This window comes from Mycobacterium sp., assembly GCF_044223235.1.
In the GTDB taxonomy this organism is placed as follows: Bacteria; Actinomycetota; Actinomycetes; order Mycobacteriales; family Mycobacteriaceae; genus Mycobacterium.
This window is the reverse complement of record NZ_JBGAME010000003.1, coordinates 110266-127699: the sequence shown is the minus strand read 5'-3', so window position 1 is coordinate 127699 and position 17434 is coordinate 110266. Positions and strand designations below refer to the sequence as shown.

12 protein-coding genes are annotated in these 17434 nt (G+C 66.9%); 2 read left to right on the top strand and 10 right to left on the bottom strand.

The genetic code is table 11. The features are described 5' to 3' along the window. Positions 1-6: 6 nt before the first annotated feature. Positions 7-786, top strand: a complete 780-nt coding sequence (locus ADBZ6K_RS06350; RefSeq protein ID WP_526345037.1) for a methyltransferase family protein — start codon at positions 7-9, stop codon at positions 784-786. 64 nt (positions 787-850) lie between these two features. After that, a complete protein-coding gene (locus tag ADBZ6K_RS06345; RefSeq protein ID WP_526345036.1) occupies positions 851-3643 on the top strand; it encodes a helix-turn-helix transcriptional regulator in 2793 nt (930 codons plus the stop codon). 18 nt (positions 3644-3661) lie between these two features. Here the strand turns inward: ADBZ6K_RS06345 and ADBZ6K_RS06340 are convergent, their stop codons facing one another. The 10 genes from ADBZ6K_RS06340 to ADBZ6K_RS06295 all read right to left on the bottom strand — a co-directional run bounded on the left by ADBZ6K_RS06340 (position 3662) and on the right by ADBZ6K_RS06295 (position 17418). Beyond that, positions 3662-4879 (bottom strand): NAD(P)/FAD-dependent oxidoreductase, encoded by a 1218-nt coding sequence (locus ADBZ6K_RS06340; protein ID WP_526345035.1) that lies wholly within the window; start codon positions 4877-4879, stop codon positions 3662-3664. Beyond that, a complete protein-coding gene (locus tag ADBZ6K_RS06335; protein WP_526345034.1) occupies positions 4876-5556 on the bottom strand; it encodes a response regulator in 681 nt (226 codons plus the stop codon). The genes ADBZ6K_RS06340 and ADBZ6K_RS06335 overlap by 4 nt, the downstream gene beginning before the upstream one ends. Next, a complete protein-coding gene (locus ADBZ6K_RS06330) occupies positions 5538-7226 on the bottom strand; it encodes a sensor histidine kinase (RefSeq protein WP_526345033.1) in 1689 nt (562 codons plus the stop codon). The genes ADBZ6K_RS06335 and ADBZ6K_RS06330 overlap by 19 nt, the downstream gene beginning before the upstream one ends. A gap of 200 nt (positions 7227-7426) precedes the next feature. Next, positions 7427-7897 (bottom strand): GNAT family N-acetyltransferase, encoded by a 471-nt coding sequence (locus ADBZ6K_RS06325; protein WP_526345032.1) that lies wholly within the window; start codon positions 7895-7897, stop codon positions 7427-7429. Beyond that, positions 7882-9504, bottom strand: a complete 1623-nt coding sequence (locus tag ADBZ6K_RS06320) for a class I adenylate-forming enzyme family protein (protein ID WP_526345031.1) — start codon at positions 9502-9504, stop codon at positions 7882-7884. The genes ADBZ6K_RS06325 and ADBZ6K_RS06320 overlap by 16 nt, the downstream gene beginning before the upstream one ends. 18 nt (positions 9505-9522) lie before the next feature. Then, positions 9523-10605 carry a DUF3419 family protein gene (locus tag ADBZ6K_RS06315; protein ID WP_526345030.1) on the bottom strand — a complete coding sequence of 361 codons (1083 nt, stop codon included), beginning with the start codon at positions 10603-10605 and terminating at the stop codon, positions 9523-9525. 21 nt (positions 10606-10626) lie between these two features. After that, complete coding sequence (locus ADBZ6K_RS06310; protein ID WP_526345029.1) at positions 10627-11715, bottom strand: hypothetical protein; 1089 nt, start codon at positions 11713-11715, stop codon at positions 10627-10629. Continuing rightward, positions 11712-14300 carry a phosphoenolpyruvate synthase gene (locus tag ADBZ6K_RS06305; RefSeq protein ID WP_526345028.1) on the bottom strand — a complete coding sequence of 863 codons (2589 nt, stop codon included), beginning with the start codon at positions 14298-14300 and terminating at the stop codon, positions 11712-11714. Before ADBZ6K_RS06305 ends, ADBZ6K_RS06310 begins: the two co-directional genes overlap by 4 nt. Before the next feature lie 11 nt (positions 14301-14311). Continuing rightward, complete coding sequence (locus tag ADBZ6K_RS06300) at positions 14312-15256, bottom strand: hypothetical protein (protein ID WP_526345027.1); 945 nt, start codon at positions 15254-15256, stop codon at positions 14312-14314. After that, positions 15253-17418 carry an MMPL family transporter gene (locus tag ADBZ6K_RS06295; protein WP_526345026.1) on the bottom strand — a complete coding sequence of 722 codons (2166 nt, stop codon included), beginning with the start codon at positions 17416-17418 and terminating at the stop codon, positions 15253-15255. Before ADBZ6K_RS06295 ends, ADBZ6K_RS06300 begins: the two co-directional genes overlap by 4 nt. Between the last annotated feature and the right edge of the window lie 16 nt (positions 17419-17434).

Sequence of the window (17434 nt, the reverse complement as noted above, 5' to 3'; positions counted from 1 at the left end):
GAGACGGTGACGGACCGCCGTCGGCTCGTCCCTGTCCTCGCGGCATTCTCCGTGTATGCGTTCGCCGGGGTGACGGTGCCGTTGCTGTTGCTGTTCGCCGGGGGCTGGTGGTTGCCGAAGACGGTCGACACCGGGCCGCATCTGTCGACGGGCCCGTCGATCGTGATCAATGTGGCGCTGCTCGCGCTCTTCGGGCTGCAGCACTCGGGCATGGCCCGGCCGTCGTTCAAGGCGTTCCTCACCCGGCGCGTGCCCGACGCGCTCGAACGCACCGTGTACATCGCCATGGTCTGCCTGGCGGTGTGGGTTCTGTGCCTGGGCTGGCAACCGCTCCCGCAACGGATCTGGTTTGCCGACGGCCCGCTCGGGGTGGCACTCGACGCCGGATTCTGGCTCGGCTTCGTGCTGGTGTACGCGGCGACCCTGCTGCTGAATCACTTTCACCTGCTTGGACTCTCCCAGGCCTACCGCGCCTACGTGATCCAGGTGCCCGATCCAACCTCCGATCGGCTGCAGGTGCACGGCCCCTACCGCCTGGTGCGGCATCCGCTGATGACGGGTCTGCTGCTGTGTTTCTGGAGCACCAGCACCATGACGGCCGGGCATCTGCTGTGGGCGGCCGGAATGACGGGCTACATCGTGCTGGGCACGTTCCTCGAGGAACGCGACCTGATCGCTCGCTTCGGAGCCGCCTACCGCGCCTACGCCGCCGAAGTACCCGCATTCTTCCCGTCGCCGCTCCCCGCACCGGCCCGCGCCCGCATGCGCCTGCGACGACGCGGGTGACCCCAGGGGTCCATCGGGTCCATCTGCGGTCGCGCCACGACCAAACCACTGACATCCTTCCCCTGTGGGGAGCGGTATCGTTCGGCACCATCAGGTTGAGCAGGTCGGGGTGGACCGGTTCCTGGCTGCCGCCGTTGATGGGCCGTGCGCCCTGGTGGTGGAAGGCGACCCGGGCATCGGTAAGACCACCGTGTGGGAAGCCGCGATCGCGATTGCGGAAGCGCGGGGCTTTCGTGTCTTGTCCGCACGAGCGGCCGCGTCCGAGTCCGTCTTGGCGTACGCAGGACTGACCGATCTGCTCAGCGCGCTGGACGACGCGGACTATCCGGCGCTACCCAAGCCGCAACGGCAGGCGCTCGACCGAATTATGTTGCGCACCAACGATGACGGTGTGCCGAGCGATCGGCGTGCGGTCAGTGCCGCGATCCTGGCCGTCCTCGGCCATCTTGCGGCCGGCGCTCCGGTGCTGGTCGCCGTCGACGATTTGCAGTGGGTCGACGAGTCCAGCGCCTTTGTGGTGGGCTTCGTCGCGCGCCGACTGTCGAGCCGTGTCGGCGTGCTTGGGACGGTCCGCAGCGACCAGCAGAGTACGGAGTCCGCATCGTGGTTGCAGTTGAGACATCCCGAGGGGCTGCGCCGAACTCGCGTAAAGCCGTTGAGCCTGAGAGTGTTGCACGCGGTCATCTCGGAACATTTGGGCCGGTCCCTTCCGCGGCCGACGCTGCATCGCATCCTTGAGGTCTCGGCCGGAAACCCTTTGTATGCTCTCGAACTCGCTCGAGCGGTGACCGCCGACAGCGGTGTGACCATCGAGCTGACCAACACGCTCAGCGACGTGGTGCGCGCCAGAATCGGCGACTTGAGCCCAGAAACGCATACCGCGTTGTTCACCATGGCCTGTTCCGCGACACCCACCGTGGATATGGTCGCAGGCGTCCTCCAAGTCGACGGCGAGGAGGTTGTTCGACAGCTTGAGTCTGCCGAACGCCAGGGGATCGTTACGATCGAAGGCAACCGCCTTCGGTTCACGCACCCGCTCCTGGCGCAGGGTGCGTACGACCGGGCCGATTCAGCGCTGCGCCGGACGATGCACCGACGGTTCGCGGCAATCGTTGACAATCCAGAGCTTCGAGCCCGGCACCTGGCGCAAGCCGGGGTATTCGGTGATCCCGTGACGCTGTCGGCCCTCGACGATGCCGCGGCAGCCGCGAGGTTTCGGGGTGCGCCCGCCGCCGCGGCGGAACTGGCTGACATGGCGCTCAGATTGGGTGGTGACACAGCGGAGCGTCGAATCCGTTGCGCGCGATACAATTTCGACGCGGGCAATGTCCAGCAGTCCCGAACCCTGGTCACAGACGTGATCGCCGGCCCGGTCGCCGATTCGCTACGGGGTCAGGCGTTGAATCTCTTGGCCACGGTGGCGATGTGGGACAACAACTATTTGGAAGCCATCGACGTGTTGACGCGCGCATTGACGGAGTCGGGTGACGATCGATTGTTGCGCACTCGGATGTTGATCGGGCTGGCCATCGCATGTCTGAATTCCAGTGATCTCGATGCCGCCGCACGACACGTCGACGATGCGATCGCTCTCGCAGAACAGATTGACCGGCCTCAGCTCCTCAGTCAGGCGCTGGGAATCCGTGTTCTTGAACGTTTCACACGCGGAGACGGCCTCGACGAGGTGAGCCTGCAGCGTGCGGTGGAGTTGGAGGATCCCGCAGTTTCGATGCCGTCGGCGTTTCGGCCGAGCATGCAGAAGCCGCTGCTGCTGGCGTGGACTGGGAAGGTGGACCAAGCCCACGAGGAAATGGCCGTGGTGCTTCAGGGCTGTCTGGAGCGCGGCGAGGAAAGCGAGCAGTTCTTCGCGGAGGTCTACGACGTCCTCATCGACGTGTGGAGGGGCCGCTTCACCGATGCTGTGCGGCAGGTGGACGATATCGTCGACAGGGCGAGGCAACTCGGTGGGGACGTCTCTTTGTTTGCGGCGCTGACGGCCCGGGCGACTGCGGCAAGCTATGTGGGCCGGGTGGAGCAGGCACGTCGTGACACCGCTGATGCGATCTCCGCAGCCCAGCGGTGTAGCTCAACCACCCTGCTCCCGATGACGATCGCCAATCTCGGGTTTCTCGAGTTGTCGGTCGGCGATCACGCGGCCGCGGTGGCCACCATCGAGCCGTTGCGGGCAGGCCTGGAGGCCATGCCGAACGCCTGCGAGTTCATGCTCGCTTCATTTCTCCCGGACGCGGTTGAGGCACTGATCGCGCTTGGACGCCTCGACGAAACCGAGCCGCTGATCTCACGTCTACAACACCACGGCGACCGCCTGGAGCGGGCATGGCTACAGGCGGTCGGGGCCCGTTGCCGCGCAATGCAACTGGCCGCGTGTGGGGACTTCGAGGCGGCCCACGGCGCCGCGACTCAGGCCATGATTCACCACGACCGGCTGCCAATGCCGTTCGAGCGGGCACGAACTGAACTGTTCCTCGGGCAGCTACAGCGACGCCGCCGCCGCAAGGTGGCAGCATCGGTGACTCTGAACTCGGCGCTGAATGCGTTCGAGGAGATGGGAACTCCGCTGTGGGCCGACCGCGCTCGCAACGAACTTGCCAGGATCAACGCCGGTGCCGATTCGGCATGCGAACTCACGCCCACCGAGCAACGGGTGGCGGAACTCGCCGCATCGGGAATGACCAACCGCGAGGTGGCCGCGGCAATGTTCGTCAGCCCGAAGACCGTCGAGGTGAATCTGTCCCGCGCCTACCGAAAACTCGGCATCCGCTCCCGGGCCGAACTCGGCAGGCGAATGGCGGGCATCGCCGATCAGCATAGGGAAACACCCGATTCGGGGGCATGAGGAGCTCAACGCTCCGCGTCAGCGCCCCACCTCGGGACGGGCCTGCAACTCGGGCGCCGCGGCGGCCAGCAGTGCTGCCCGATCTCCGGTCAGCGGGGGATAGATGCGCTGTGTGTTGATTGTGGTCTTGGTAGCCTTGGCCACCGCACCCTGCGTGACCAGATGCCGATCCCAGCCCTCGGTGTAGACAGCGCCGGCGGGTCCGAGGTCGAGCACCGTGACGTACCACGGGATTCGCAATGCCAACATGGGTTCACCCAGCAGGTCGCCGACGACGTTGTAGCCGGCGTAGCGACCCATCGGCCGGCTGTGCTGACATGACATCACCGAGAGGTGGTCGTCGTCCATCCGAGCGGCCGCCACATCCCCGGCCGCGAAGACGTCGGGCACGTCGACGACACGCAAGTAGTCATCCACCGGCACCCGTCCCAGGCGGTCCGGTGTCACGGGCAGCTGGGCCGCGAGTGCGCTGGCCCGCATCCCCGCGCACCACACCACGGTCGGGGCGCCCAACCGTTCACCGGACGACAATGTCACACCCTGCGCGTCGATCTCCGCGACCCGCACACCGGCCAACACCTCGACACCGTTGTCCGACAACGCAGTTTCGATGACCGGACGTGCCGCCTCGCCCATATCGGAGCCCGGTGATCTGTGATCGATCAACACGACACGGGGTGTGACGCGTCCTCGGAACGCGGCGTCGAGTCTGCGCGGAAGTTCGCAGGCGGTTTCGATGCCGGTCAATCCCGCGCCCACCACCACGACGGTGGCCGCGGCGGACGTGACGTCGCCGCCGGCGAGTTCGGCCAGGTGGTGGGCAAGTGCGACGGCGCCGTCGTAGGTGTCCACGTCGAAGGCGAATTCCGCGAGTCCGGGGATGTCCGGTTTGAACAGGTGACTGCCCGGCGCCAGGACGAGCCGGTCATATCCGTGGAATGTGGACCGACCGGCGGCATCAACCGCGGTGACCGTCCGCACTGCTGTGTCGATCCGGGTGACCTCGACGGTGACGTGTGCGACGCCCACGGGGTCCAGGATCGTCGCAAGCGGGAGGCGGCAACCGGCCAGGTCGGCCTCGTAGTTGCGAACCCGGATGTCGTGAAAGGGCTTGCTGGTCAGGACGGTCACCGTCACCGCACCCGCGGGCACGGCGAGTTCATCCAGACGCCGTGCGGCACCCAGCGCCGCCCACAGCCCGGCGAATCCGGCCCCGACGACGACGATATCGCTCACGCGCCCGCATCCTTCGGCCCGACCGTCGCCGCGAACTCCTGCTCGGGCCTGCCGGTCGTGCCGTAGCGCAGGCCGATCGTCACCTCGCCGGAGCCGGCCAGGTTGGCGAGGTAGCGTTGCGCCGTCGCCCGTGACACGCCGATCGCCGCGGAGACCTCGGCCGATGACATCGGCCTATCTGAGGTCCGCAAGGCCTGCAGCACAAGCTGTTTGGTGGGAGATGGTGCGACGGTGGCGGCCTGCGACGCGGCAAGCCTGGGGCGCAGCGCATCCAGCGCGGCGTCGACGTCGTCCGCACCGAGGTTCGTGCCCGCGAGGATCTTTCGATACCGGGCGTAGCCGGCCAACCGGGCCGCCAGGTCCGTCGGGGGGAACGGCTTGACGAGGTAGCTCAAGGCGCCCGCGGACATCGCTGCGCGGATCGTCGCCGCCTCCGTTGCCGCGGTCAGCACCATGCTGTCGCCGTCGAGTTCGCGGACGAAGTCGATTCCCGAACCGTCCGGCAGGTAGACGTCGACCAGGGCCAGGTCGACAGGGCCGGCCTTGCGTGCGCCCGCCAAGGTGTTCGCGGTGGCGGTCACCCTGAATCCCGGTAGCGCTCCGACGATTCCGGCGTGCATGTTGGCGACTCGGAAGTCGTCGTCGACCACCAGTACGGTCAGCTCCGGTCCGGCCATTGCGCTCCCTCCTCAACCATCACACCCGGCAGCCGAGCGATGAACTCGGCGCCGCACAGCCTGGCGGCGGGATCGCCGGGGCTGGCCAGCCAGAGGTCGCCGCCGAGTGAGCGACTGATCTGGCGGGACAGTGCGAGCCCGATGCCCCGTCCACCCGGAAGGCCGGAATTGGGTTTCGTCGACGTTCCCTCGGTGAACAGGTCGTCGACGAAGCCGGGCGCCACCCCGTCGCCGCTGTCGGCAACGGTGATGTGCAGCGTCGAACCATCCTGCAACAGTTCGGCTTCCACCTCTTTGTTGGTGGCGGCGGCAGTGCGTGCGGCATCGATCGCGTTGTCCAGGAGGTTGCCCAGCACGGTGGTGACGTCGACGGGAAGGGTGAGTCGCCCTGACACCCAGGTGTTCTCACCCACCGTCAGGGAAACCCCCGCCTCGCGGGCTGCGGCCGCCTTAGCGGCCAGAAACGCCTGCAGGTAGGCGTCACGGATGGTGTCGATGCCCGGGAGTGCCGATCCGAGCGGACCCGATCCGAGCAGTTCCGCCAGGTACTCGGACGCCTCTTCGACGTGGCCGCTGTGCAGCAGGCCGTTCAACAGGTGCAGGCGATTGGCGAACTCATGGCGCTGCGCGCGCAGCACGGTGCTCATCAACTGGACGGCATCCAGTTGGCGCGTGAGTGATTCGACGTCGGTGCGGTCGCGCACCACCAGCACGGTGCCCAGCTCCCGCCCTTCCCGTGACACCGCTCGCGCCGACACCACCACGATGCGGTCGCCCGCGGTCGCGAGGGTCGGCGTCGGGTCCGCCGCCTTGAACACCTCGAGTACACGCGTGGTCAGCCCGATCTCCTCGACCGGCCTGCCCGGTTCGTTGCCGATCTCCAGCAGTCGACACGCCTCATCGTTGACAAATGTCGTCTTCCACGAGGTGTCCGCGGCAAGCACACCCTCGCCGATGCCGTGCAGCACCGCGGCCTGGCTGCGCACCAGCTCAGCCATCTCGGTCGGGCGCAGGCCCAGCGTCAGCCCGCGCCAGCGCCGCGCCAGCAGTACCGAGCCGAGGGCTCCGACGAGCAGGGCCACGCCGCCCAGCACCGCCGAGGTGCGCAGGTTGCGCAGTAGTTGCTCATGGACCTCGGCGGTCGAGATACCCACACTGACCTCACCCACCACGCGCTCTGAATCAGGCGCCAGGACAGGAACTTTGGCCCGCACCGACCGACCGAGGGTACCGGACTGGTGCAGCACGACCTCGCGGCCGGCCAGCGCCTCTGACGGATCGGTGCTGACGTGCCTGCCCAGTTCGTCCCGGTGCGGATGGGCGAGTCTGATGCCCTGGTTGTTGGTGATCACCACGAACAAGACGTCGGTGCGCTTCTGGACCTCCGAGGCGATCGTCTGCAGCGGGCCCCGTGCGAGTCGATCGGTGAGTGCCGCGCTCGGCGTCAACGGGGTCTCGTCGTAGTCGGTGACGTCGGCGCGCACGGCGGGGGCGGCGGCCACGACCCGTGCGATGTCCAGGGCGCGGATCCCGTACTCGTTGGCGAGGCGTTGGTGGCTGAACACGGCGAACAAGCCGAACGCGACAACCAGCGTGAACAGCACCACGACAAGTTGCAGCACCAGCACCTGAGTCGCGAGACGGATGTCGATACGGCCGATCCCCGCCATGGGCAGAGAGCGTACCCGCCCGCCGAGCACAATGCGCAAAACCTCGAAATCGCAGTATGCGCGGCTTGTGAGCACAAGCGAATCGTGGGTCTTGCGGATCCGTAGCTTCGCAATCGGCATGAGGGGTGACACGACGACAAGGAGTCCGCAGACGGCGCCGGCCTGCCGCATGGCGGCACCGTCGGCGCCCGCCGCCGTGATCAAGAAGTGGAATACGGGTCGAGCGTGGCGCGAAACCGCGTTACGCCGGGGTATTTCTCGCCCAACGACGTAGCCGAGAAACCATTTGATCGGTAGAAGCCGACGGCCTCCGCGTCGGTTTCTGCGACTATCGACACACCGGCCGGGATCCGTCGCTGCAAGCCCTTCAACAAGCTCGTCCCGATGCCAGTTCCTCGCACATTGGGCGCCGTTGCGACATGCAGGACGGTGGCCTCGGCGTCGGTCAACTGATATCCGAGAATCCCTATCGGACGCTGCTCGGCGACGGCGACGAGAAGCCTCCTAACGGGTTCCTCGCGGTATCGCTGAACAGCGTGGTTGAGCCGGTCCTTTTCGTCGCCGACTGCGAACGAGAGAAGTTCGGGAATCCCGGGTTCATCGACCGAACCGTCCACCACCTCTGCTGGTTGCGCACCGTTCCCGCGGTTTGTTCTCAAATTGAGTGCCATTTCTCAAGTGACTTGGCCACTGTCGGCGACCACCGATTCGATCCCCCAACGGGTTCGTAACAACGTCGTCGCTCGAGCTGCCGCGCGAGGGCCGGGCGATCGATCTTGCTGTTGTGCCTGGCGTCGACGGGAAGTGCGCCGAGTCGGCGAATCGGCACGTCGAGCCGAAGTTCCCGCAGGACGCCGCCGATACCGGCGACCGCGCGTTCGTCGTCGAGTACGACGGCAAGTTCGCCCTCCGGGGCCATGCGGTGTGCGACGAAGGCGGCGTCCAGCACACCCGCTACCCTACGAATCCGCTCCTCGACCACGAACGGGTAAACGTCGGTGCCGCGGTGCACGACGGTGCCGCCGCGAGGCCCGAGCAACCACAGGCGCCCGCGCTCGTCGCGGCGGGCGACATCACCGAGCCGATGCCAGACCGTTCCGTCCTCGATGCAAATCTTGTTGGTTGCCATGGCATCCGGATCGCCGACATACTCACGGCCGACGTGCGCGCCGCGCACGATCACTTCACCGACGCTGCGGTGCGCGGCTTCAAGCGCGCGCCGGGCCAGAGGTCCGTCGATGCGCTCGGGCAGCTCCACGACAGCCACGTCCGCGGCGTCGACCGGCCTGCCGACGAGCAGCCCGTCGCCGACGGAATCGAGCACCTCTGCCATCCGCACGTGCGCGACCGGTTCGGCCTCGGTCGAGCCGTAGACGACCAGCGTCTCGGCATCCGGGAACGCCGAGGCGACCATGCCGCACAGGGCTCGGCTCACCGGGGCGCCGCCGACGATCACCCGCCGCACCGATCGCGGCCGCGCCCCGGTCGCGTGGATGTGCGCGGCCAGCCGCCGGGCGAACGCGGGTGCCGCCGACACGGTCGTGACCGCATGAGCCTGCATCGATGCCAGCACGGCCAGAGGATCGATCGAGGCTGGATCACGCAGGTCCACGGGCGGAATCACGGTTGTCACCCCCGTGCACAGATTCGGGAAGACTGCGGCGGGAAAGGCCGTCATGTCCACATCGCCGTCGCGAGCAGGCAACTCCGCGGCCAGCGCGCGCTCTTGCGCCGCCAGGATGGCGTTGGTGCGTACCGCCCCCTTGGCGTGGCCGCTGCTGCCGGATGTGAAGCTGATGTTCGCTACCGCATCGGGCGCACCGTCGCGTAGTTCTGTCACGGCGCCGACCAGTTCCGCGAACGGACGCGTACCGCGCGGTCTGCCGCCAACCGCGTAGCGGCGAACCCGCCATAGGGGCGGGATCATCCACCACCGCCGCAACAACTGTGCCGGTCCAACGATCGCGGCCACCCGAGCGGTCCGCAGCGCCCGCAGCAATCGCGTTCGCGACATCGCGCCGTCGAGCAAGACGACAACACCGCCCGAGCCCGCCAGGGCGAGCGCGAGCGCATAGAAATCGACCGCCAAGGGGCCGGCAAGGAGTACGGGCGCCTGGTCGCACAACCCGGCTCGGCGCAAGCCGCCGGCGATCGCTGCTGCGCGCGCCGCAAGCTCACCGTAGGTCGCGGATTCGACGATGCCGCTATCGGGTTCGACGACCACCAGTGCGGGCCGGTCGGGATGCTCACCGGCCCGTGCCGAAAAAAGCGACACCATGCCGGTTTCGAGGCCCAGTCAGATCACCTCGTCGACGAGGAAGTCGCTGTAGAAGAACGTTCGGTCCGCTGCGTGGAGGACGGCGGACAGCTCCGACAGCGGCCTGGTGACGGTGGCCGGTGCCCGTCGGTCCACCATCAAGTTCCAGTGTGCGATCCGCCCGCCTGGCCGCATCGCGCGCGCAAGCTGGGCGAACAATTTGTCGGACGACTTCGGATCGAGATACTCGAAGATGTCGGACATGCCCGCGGCGACGAAGGTGCCCGGGGCGCACGCGCCGAGATATTCCGACAGCTCTGCGCACACGACGGTGACCCGGTCCACCAAGCCGCGCAACCGTTCTGCTGCGGCCGGCCGCAGCAGCGGCGGACCGCACGCAAGGTCGCCGAACCGACCGGTCAGCAACCATTCGAGATAGAAGTTGCCTTGTGCGGGAATCTCGGTGAACGCGTGCCGAAGCCCTCGCCAGAGATGTGCTCCCGGATCCTGCTCGACGTACTTGTACTGCGAGACGTCGCGGCCACGGCCCGCCATCCGTGCACCGAAATACGCGCGGAACGCCGATTCGAGAGCTGGCGAATAGATTTCGCGTTCGAACACTGCACGTTGCGAATCGAGGTCGGCGCACTCGAACAACCTCCGCACCGGATCGGCCAGCGGGACGAACCAGTGGTCGCGAAATCCCGTGACGTAGCGTTCGAGCAGACCGCAGCCGACCAGTCCCGCCGCGAGCAGATCGTCGTGGCGATTCCAGAATTCGCGCGCTGTCGTCGACAACGCAGGCGCGATCTGTCGGTAGACAGCTGCGGCGTCACCGGGTAACGCGCCGAGCAATACAGCGGTGTCCGATGCCGAAAGTTCGTGTAACGCCGCGAGTTTCAGCTCGATCAGCGCACACTGCGCGGGGTTGACGTCGACCGCGACGACTCGGTCGGCCTCGGCGAGCAACAGAGCCGCCACATTGTCGCCCGCACTGCCGATGATCAACGCATCCGTCCCAGGGCCGAGTTCGAATGCGCGCTCGAGGAGGCAGTGATCCTCCCAGACCTGCGAATATCGAACCAGGTCGAGTGGGGCGGATCGAGTGAAATCGTCGGACATGGTGACCTTCCATCTCGCTAACTACAACGGACTCGCGAAAATGCCGTACCAGCGCTGGTCGCGATAGCGCGGAAACAACAGCCGGCTTCGGTTGTCGGCGCGCATCGTCGAGACGAACAGCTGCTCGACGCCCGCCGCCAGGGCGCGCTCCGCCGCCACGGACACCATTGCGTGGGCAAGTCCGATCCGCCGGTGGATCGGCGTTGTACCGCCGGTCTTGAGCACCATCGTCGGCGGCGCCGCGACCGCATGCTTCTCGAAGCGCAAGCTGCTCACCGAGATTGCGTCGGCGCCGCGGCACAGCGGAGCGTAGTGCGGGTACATCAGAATGAACCCTGCCACGTCGCCGTGCGGCCCGAACGCGAGTACGCTCCGGCCGGGATCGACCGTCGTGGCCAGGCCCGGGACCATGTACTGCTCGAACTCCGGCCGGCTGATGGGCATGAACGCCACGTTGTCGGCGAATACCGCGTTGGCGAGCCCCAACAGTTCGTCGGTGCGCTGCGTCCACGTCGTAGGATCGAACGCTTCGAACGCGTAGCCGCGCGCAGCGAGGTTCTGTCGAATATGCGTCTTGTCGGCGACCAGGGCGACGATGTCGTCGCGATCCAGCACGATCGATACGTACGACACGTAGGGTTCGAATCCCATTGCCTGCCAGGACGGCCCGTAGCGCAGCGGGTTCCACGGTTCGCCGACGAACGGCATCGCCCCGGGCTCCGCCGACAGTAATGCACGGAAGTGCAGTACGGTGGAGAAATCGATCGGGCCCAGCAGCAGTTGCGCGCCCGCTGTGCGCGACCACCGGCGCACCTCGGCCATGACGAGCTCCTCGGCCGCGCGGTCGCCCGTGCTCTCCCAGTAACCGAACCACGCGGCCTTGCGCCCGTCGAGCACATATCCGGGCCGGGCGAACACCGCGGCACGCACCCCGCCCGGGACGCAGAACGCATGTGCGTCGACCTGCGCCAGCCACGGGTTGGGCGAACTGAACAGCAGCGCGATACGTTCGGGCTCCTCCGGCAACCATCCGGGATCGTCGGCGTAGACCATCTCAGGTAGCTCGAGAAATCCCTCCGGTGGCGGGCCCGGCAGCGCGGTGTCGATCACTGCCGGACCTCGAGGCGTTCGACGGTGCCGGTGCGACCGTCGAGGCGAACCCGCTCGCCGTTGCGCACGGCGTCGATGAGCCCCGGAATCCCCACCACCGCAGGGATTCCCAGTTCGCGCGCCAGGATCGCCGAATGCGAAACCGGACTCCCACGCTCGACGAGAATGGCTGCGGCGCTGGGGAACAACGGCCCCCATCCGGGATCGGTGCGGATCGCCGTGATGACCCTGCCCTTCACGTCGACGTCGTCGTTCGGATCTCGGATCACGCACAGCTCGCCTTCGGCGACGCCCGGGCTGCAACCGATTCCGCGCAGCACCGCCGTTGCAGCTGTCGCACGTGCGCATTTGGGAGTCACCCGGCGTCCGGTGCCGGGCAGGCCGTAGGTCTCGAACTGGTTCGGCGGCTCCTCGGCAGCGTAGGCGGTGAACTCCTCGTGCCGCTGCCGGGCGAGCGCCGCGAGATCGGCGGTGACGGAACGGCCCTCGGCATGTGCGTGCAATTCGTCGATGGTGAGGTAGAAGATCTGCCGCGGGTCGTCCAGCAATCCGGCAGCGGCCATCCGCCTGCCGGCGTCGGTGTAGATCGCCCGCATCGCACCGAGCAACCGCGTCCGGGTGAACCGCATGTTCTCGCGAGCCTCGACCGCCGACCGGACCCGGCGGAGCACGCCCCGCAGCTTGCGGCGATCGCGCCCGGTCAACTTGTCCATGACTTCGCGCTCGAACTCGGCGCGCCGCCCGAGGTGGCGATCCTGGAGATCGATCGGCGACAGGTGCTCGTCGGCAACGAAGTTGCGCAACGCGATCGCCAGAAAGGACGGATCATCCTGCAGCGACACGGTTTCCAGCTTCTGCTCACCGGCAAGCCGGTCGCCGTAACGGGCCAGGTAGTCGTCGAGTGACGCGGCAACGTAGGTCGAGCGCTCGCGCAGGACCGCCACCGCCGCCGCCGGGGCGCCGACCGTCAGCGCCTCCGTCAGGTCGGGGTCGTCCTGGATGTGCTTGGCGAGCGTCATGAGATGCCTTGTTGGCTCGAGCGACTCGACAGCTTCCTCGGCACCCAGGAGTCCGGCCACGATGTGTTCGGCGTCACGGGCGACCTTGGCGACGATGCGCCGCGCACGGCCGGACTGAGTGCCCATGTAGAAGTCGTTGAGCGTCGGCACAGTCCAGAGGTCGAACACGCGTAGGCCGCGCTCGGCCAGCGCGAGCACGTCCTGCAGGCTCTGCGCCGCGGCGAGTTCGACGTGTAGTTGCGAAATCAGTTGCGGGATCTGGGTCTGGAACTCCTCGACCAGCGCAGGGCGCCGATAGATCTTCCAGCCGAGCCGTGCACCGACGCGCAACATGTACGGCAGCCGGCGCAGCTTCTCGCCGCGCGACAGCGAGATGTCGGTCACGAAGTCGACCGGATGCTCGACGCCCATGATGTGTTCGAGATCCTCCTTGTTGCGGTCGAACGACGGCAACAACTTGAGGACGCGGTACCAGTTGTTGATGTTGTAGTAGACCCGGCCCGAGACGAGGCCGATCATGTTGCGCAGCACCGGCCGGTATTCCTCGAGCGTCGCCTCGGGAACGCCGATCATCCGCAGCGAGTGCCGCTGAACGGTGTCGTACACGGCAACCGCGTAGGAGAACGACAGGGGACTGGTGATGCCGTTGAAACTCTCCTGGATGTTGCTGTTGTCCCAGACGATTCGCCATTCGCCGACAGGATCGGCCGTGGCTGACGCAGTGATCGGGCGTGTCTGCAACAGCACGACGTCGGTGCCGCGCGCGGTCCATTCGATATCCTGCGGCGCATCGAGATAGCGGGAGACCCGCATTGCGGCAGATGTCAATGCGCACAACTGGTCGTGACTCAAGCACCGCACGCAACGCTGGTCCGGCGGCACCGGCGCCTCGTGCGTGCGGTGCCCGCCCGGACGCCGCACCACCCTCGTCGCCTTATCGGCGATCGTTGCCGACAGCTCGACGCCGGCGTGCGACCAGATGTACTGGTCGGTGTCGACCTGCCCTGAGACGATGCCTTCGCCGAGACCCCAGCTGGCACTGACCACAATCTCGTCGTCCCGGCCAGACAACGGATTCCGGGTGAACAAAACGCCGGAGACATCGCCCTCGGCCATCTCCTGGACGATCACGGCCACTGCCGGCGGTGCGGTGGCTGCGGCAGTGTTGCGGCGGTAGGCCACGGCCCGGTCGTTGAACGCCGACGCCCAGCATCGGCGCACGGCGTCGACCACGGCGTCGGCGTCGAGATACAGGTATGTGTCGAAAGCACCCGCAAAAGAACGGGTGTCGCTGTCCTCACCGACCCCCGAACTGCGCACGGCGAACGGGCCGCGGCCGGCGAGCCGGTCGGTGAGTGTCGCAGCGAGTTCGTCGTCGACCGGCCTGGAGAGGATCTGCGCACGCACTTGCGCGGCCGGTCGGCAGGGGTCAATCCCGGCGATGTGGCGCTCGAATTCCTCGGCGACCACGACGATCCACCACGGCACGCGAACACCGGCGGCAGCCAGTCGGGTCAGTCCGGCCGCCTTGCCGCCGATGCGTTCGGCGTCGGCTGCTTCGGTCATGTCGAGAACGGTCATGGGCGCACTACGGTCAACACGCCGGTGATCACGACGATGAGTGACACGAGAACTGCGAGCGCACTCGCCAATTCAGCGATCTTGGTGAATCTCGCGCTGGGCCGCAACCCGAATTGCACCGTCATGGCGACAGCGGCGACGGTGACGACGACGAAGATCGTCGTCGTCACGACCGTGTCCGCACGAACTACCGCCAGCAGCACTGCACAGTTGGCAACGGTCCCGATGATCAGGACCGTCAGCACGGCAGCCGCCCCGGCCGGTCCGCCGAACGACTTCGTATAGGACGCGACGGTTTCCCGCTCGTCCTCGGGAGCGTGCAGCTTACGTCCGACCTCGAGTGTCGCCCCGACGAGGAACGCCATCAGCGCCAGCCACCCGACGCTCGCAGGCAGGTGCTTGCCGTCGGCACCGATCAGGGCGATCCAGATCAGCGCCAGCGGTCCGGCGAAGAGGTGGGTGATCGCATACAGCACCAGCTTCGGCTCGAGCCACTGACCCGCGAAGAATTCCTTCAACATCAACATCGTCCAACCGAACAGCACGAGCCAGGCAAGCGTGACCGGTCCGATCCCGCCGTCCACCAGTATCGACACCACAATCTGCGGTACCAGGGCGAGTGCGCCGATCACTTTCAACTGGTCGAGCGTGACCAGGCCGCGCTGCAGGACGCGGTCGGGGAAATTGATGCAGTCCTTGTCGTAGTCCTTGTGCTCGTCGAGCACCCGAACCAGCAGGAAGTAGCCGAAGACCGCGCTGAAGGCGACGACATCGAGCGTCGAGACCGAGGGGTTCGGGTCACCGGCAATGGCTCGGGCGTACAGGATTCCGGCCAGGTACAGCAGGAAGTACAGCAGGATGGGTGCGGGCCCGAACCGCTCATTTCCCCAGGCCAGCAGCCGGTATGCCAGCGGCCTCATCGCGGTCGGCTGTTTGGTCATGTGGCGACTGCGACCTTCTCTCGCTCTCGCTGTTGCAACCAGCGAGGCGCCCACCAGTTGATCCTGCCTGCCAGGCGCATGAACGCAGGTACCAGCAGGGCGCGCACGATCGTCGCGTCCATGAGTACCGCGATCGCAAGCCCGACGCCGAGCGACTTCACCGTGGTGAGTCCGGAGGTGGCGAGCGAGACGAACACGATCGCCATGACGACCGCTGCTGCGGTGACGATCGGACCGGTCGCCTCGAGTCCACGCGCCACTGCGGCGGTGTTGTCGGCCGCACTGTCGCCCCCGAGCCGGTCGTACTCCTCCTTGATGCGAGCGAGCATGAAGACTTCGTAGTCCATCGACAGGCCGAAGGCGACACAGAACAGCAGCGGCGGCCCGAGCGTATTCAGCGTGTGGGTGACGGTGAAATCACCGACGAGCCAACGCAAATGGCCGTCCTGGAAGACGAACACGAGCGCGCCGAAGGCGGCAGTGAGGCTCAGCGTGGTCAACACGATCGCCTTGACCGGCAGGAACACGCTGCGGGTGAGCCACATCAGCATCACGAACGTCGTGATCGCGATGATCGCCAAGGCCACCGGTAGCCGGTGCACGATTGCTTCCTTGCCGTCATAGGTCTGCGCACCCAGCCCGGTGACTGCCGTCGTGAACGGCGATGGCACCGCCCGCACGTCACGAACCAGCTCCTCACCCTGCGGGGACAACGGCTCGACGTCGGTCTCGACGGCGAACCGCGCATGCTCGTTCTTGACGAAATGGGCGCGTTCGAGCGACGAGCGCTGCGCGGTGCGCTGACCGTCCTGGAACGTCCCGTCCGGACCGTGGACCGCGGTGACGCCGGGCACCATAGACAGCCTGACCCCATAATCGTCTGTGGCGCTGGTGAATCCGTCGGCGAATACCGCAAGCGTGCCATTCTCGGGCAGTGCAAAATCCGCCCGGATCTCGTTGCTCGCCTTGGCGGCGGCCGACGACGCGGGCAGGTTGCGGTCGTCGGGAAACACCAACTTGGCGCCCGCGAACGGCACCGCCAGCGCCGCGAGCACGCCGACGGACGCAATCGTGATCGGGACGGGCCGGCGCATCACCACCGTCGCGATCGTGTGCCAGCGCCCGGTGCCCGGTGGCATCCGCCTGCGCTGCCGGGCGAAGGAGAACGCGTCGATGCGGGGTCCGACGGCGGCGAGTATGGCGGGCAGGACGACGACGGCGCCGACGACAGCGATCGCGACGACGCAGATCCCCGCGTAGGCGAACGATCGCAGGAAGTACATCGGGAACACCGCGAGTGCCGACAGCGCCAAAGCGACCGTCGCGGCGGAGAAGACGACCGTACGTCCGGCGGTGGTCAACGCGGCGAGAATCGCTCCGGGTCTGTCGGGGGGGCCGTCGCGCTCCTGGAGTTCCTCGCGGTAGCGCTCGACGATCAGCAGGCTGTAGTCGATGGCGAGGGCCAGCCCGAGTGCCGACGCCAGGTTGATCGCGAAGATCGACACGTCGGTGACCTCGCCGAGCACGCGCATCGCGAATGTCGTTCCGACGATCGACAAGACGCCGATCCCGACCGGTAGCAGGGCGGCGACCACACCGCGGAAGATCAGGAACAGTGCGATGAACGTGAGCGGTATCGCGATGGCCTCCGACTTGACCAGGTCCTGTTTTGCGATGTCCTCTGTTTCGGCGAGCAACACCGCGTAGCCGGTCGCCTCGACGTGCAGCGGGCCGCGTGTGCCACCGAACTCTGCCGCCAGAGCCCGTCCTAGTTTGGCGAGTTCGTTGTCGTCGCCGGCGAGCTGGGCGCGGATGAGCGCCTTCCGGCCGTCCTTGCTCAGCAGTGTCGAACCGAGTTGACCTGACGTCCAATAGGAGTCGACCCGCTCGACGCCTTGCGCGTGCGCAAGCCGGTCCACCAGTTCACGTCCTGCTGCAGCGACCTCGGGCGAGTCGATCGGTGCGTCGGCGGACCCGAGCAGTACGAAGGTCGGCACCGCGATGCCGAAGGTGTCGCGCAATTGCCGGTCGGCGTGCACGGATTCCGATCCGGGGTCGTTGAACCCACCACTGGACAGTTTCTCGATCGCATCGGCGCCGACGGCTCCGCTGATGATGACGAACAGCAGCGCAGCGATGAGCACCAGTCGGCGGCGCGACATGGCAAAAATTGCAATC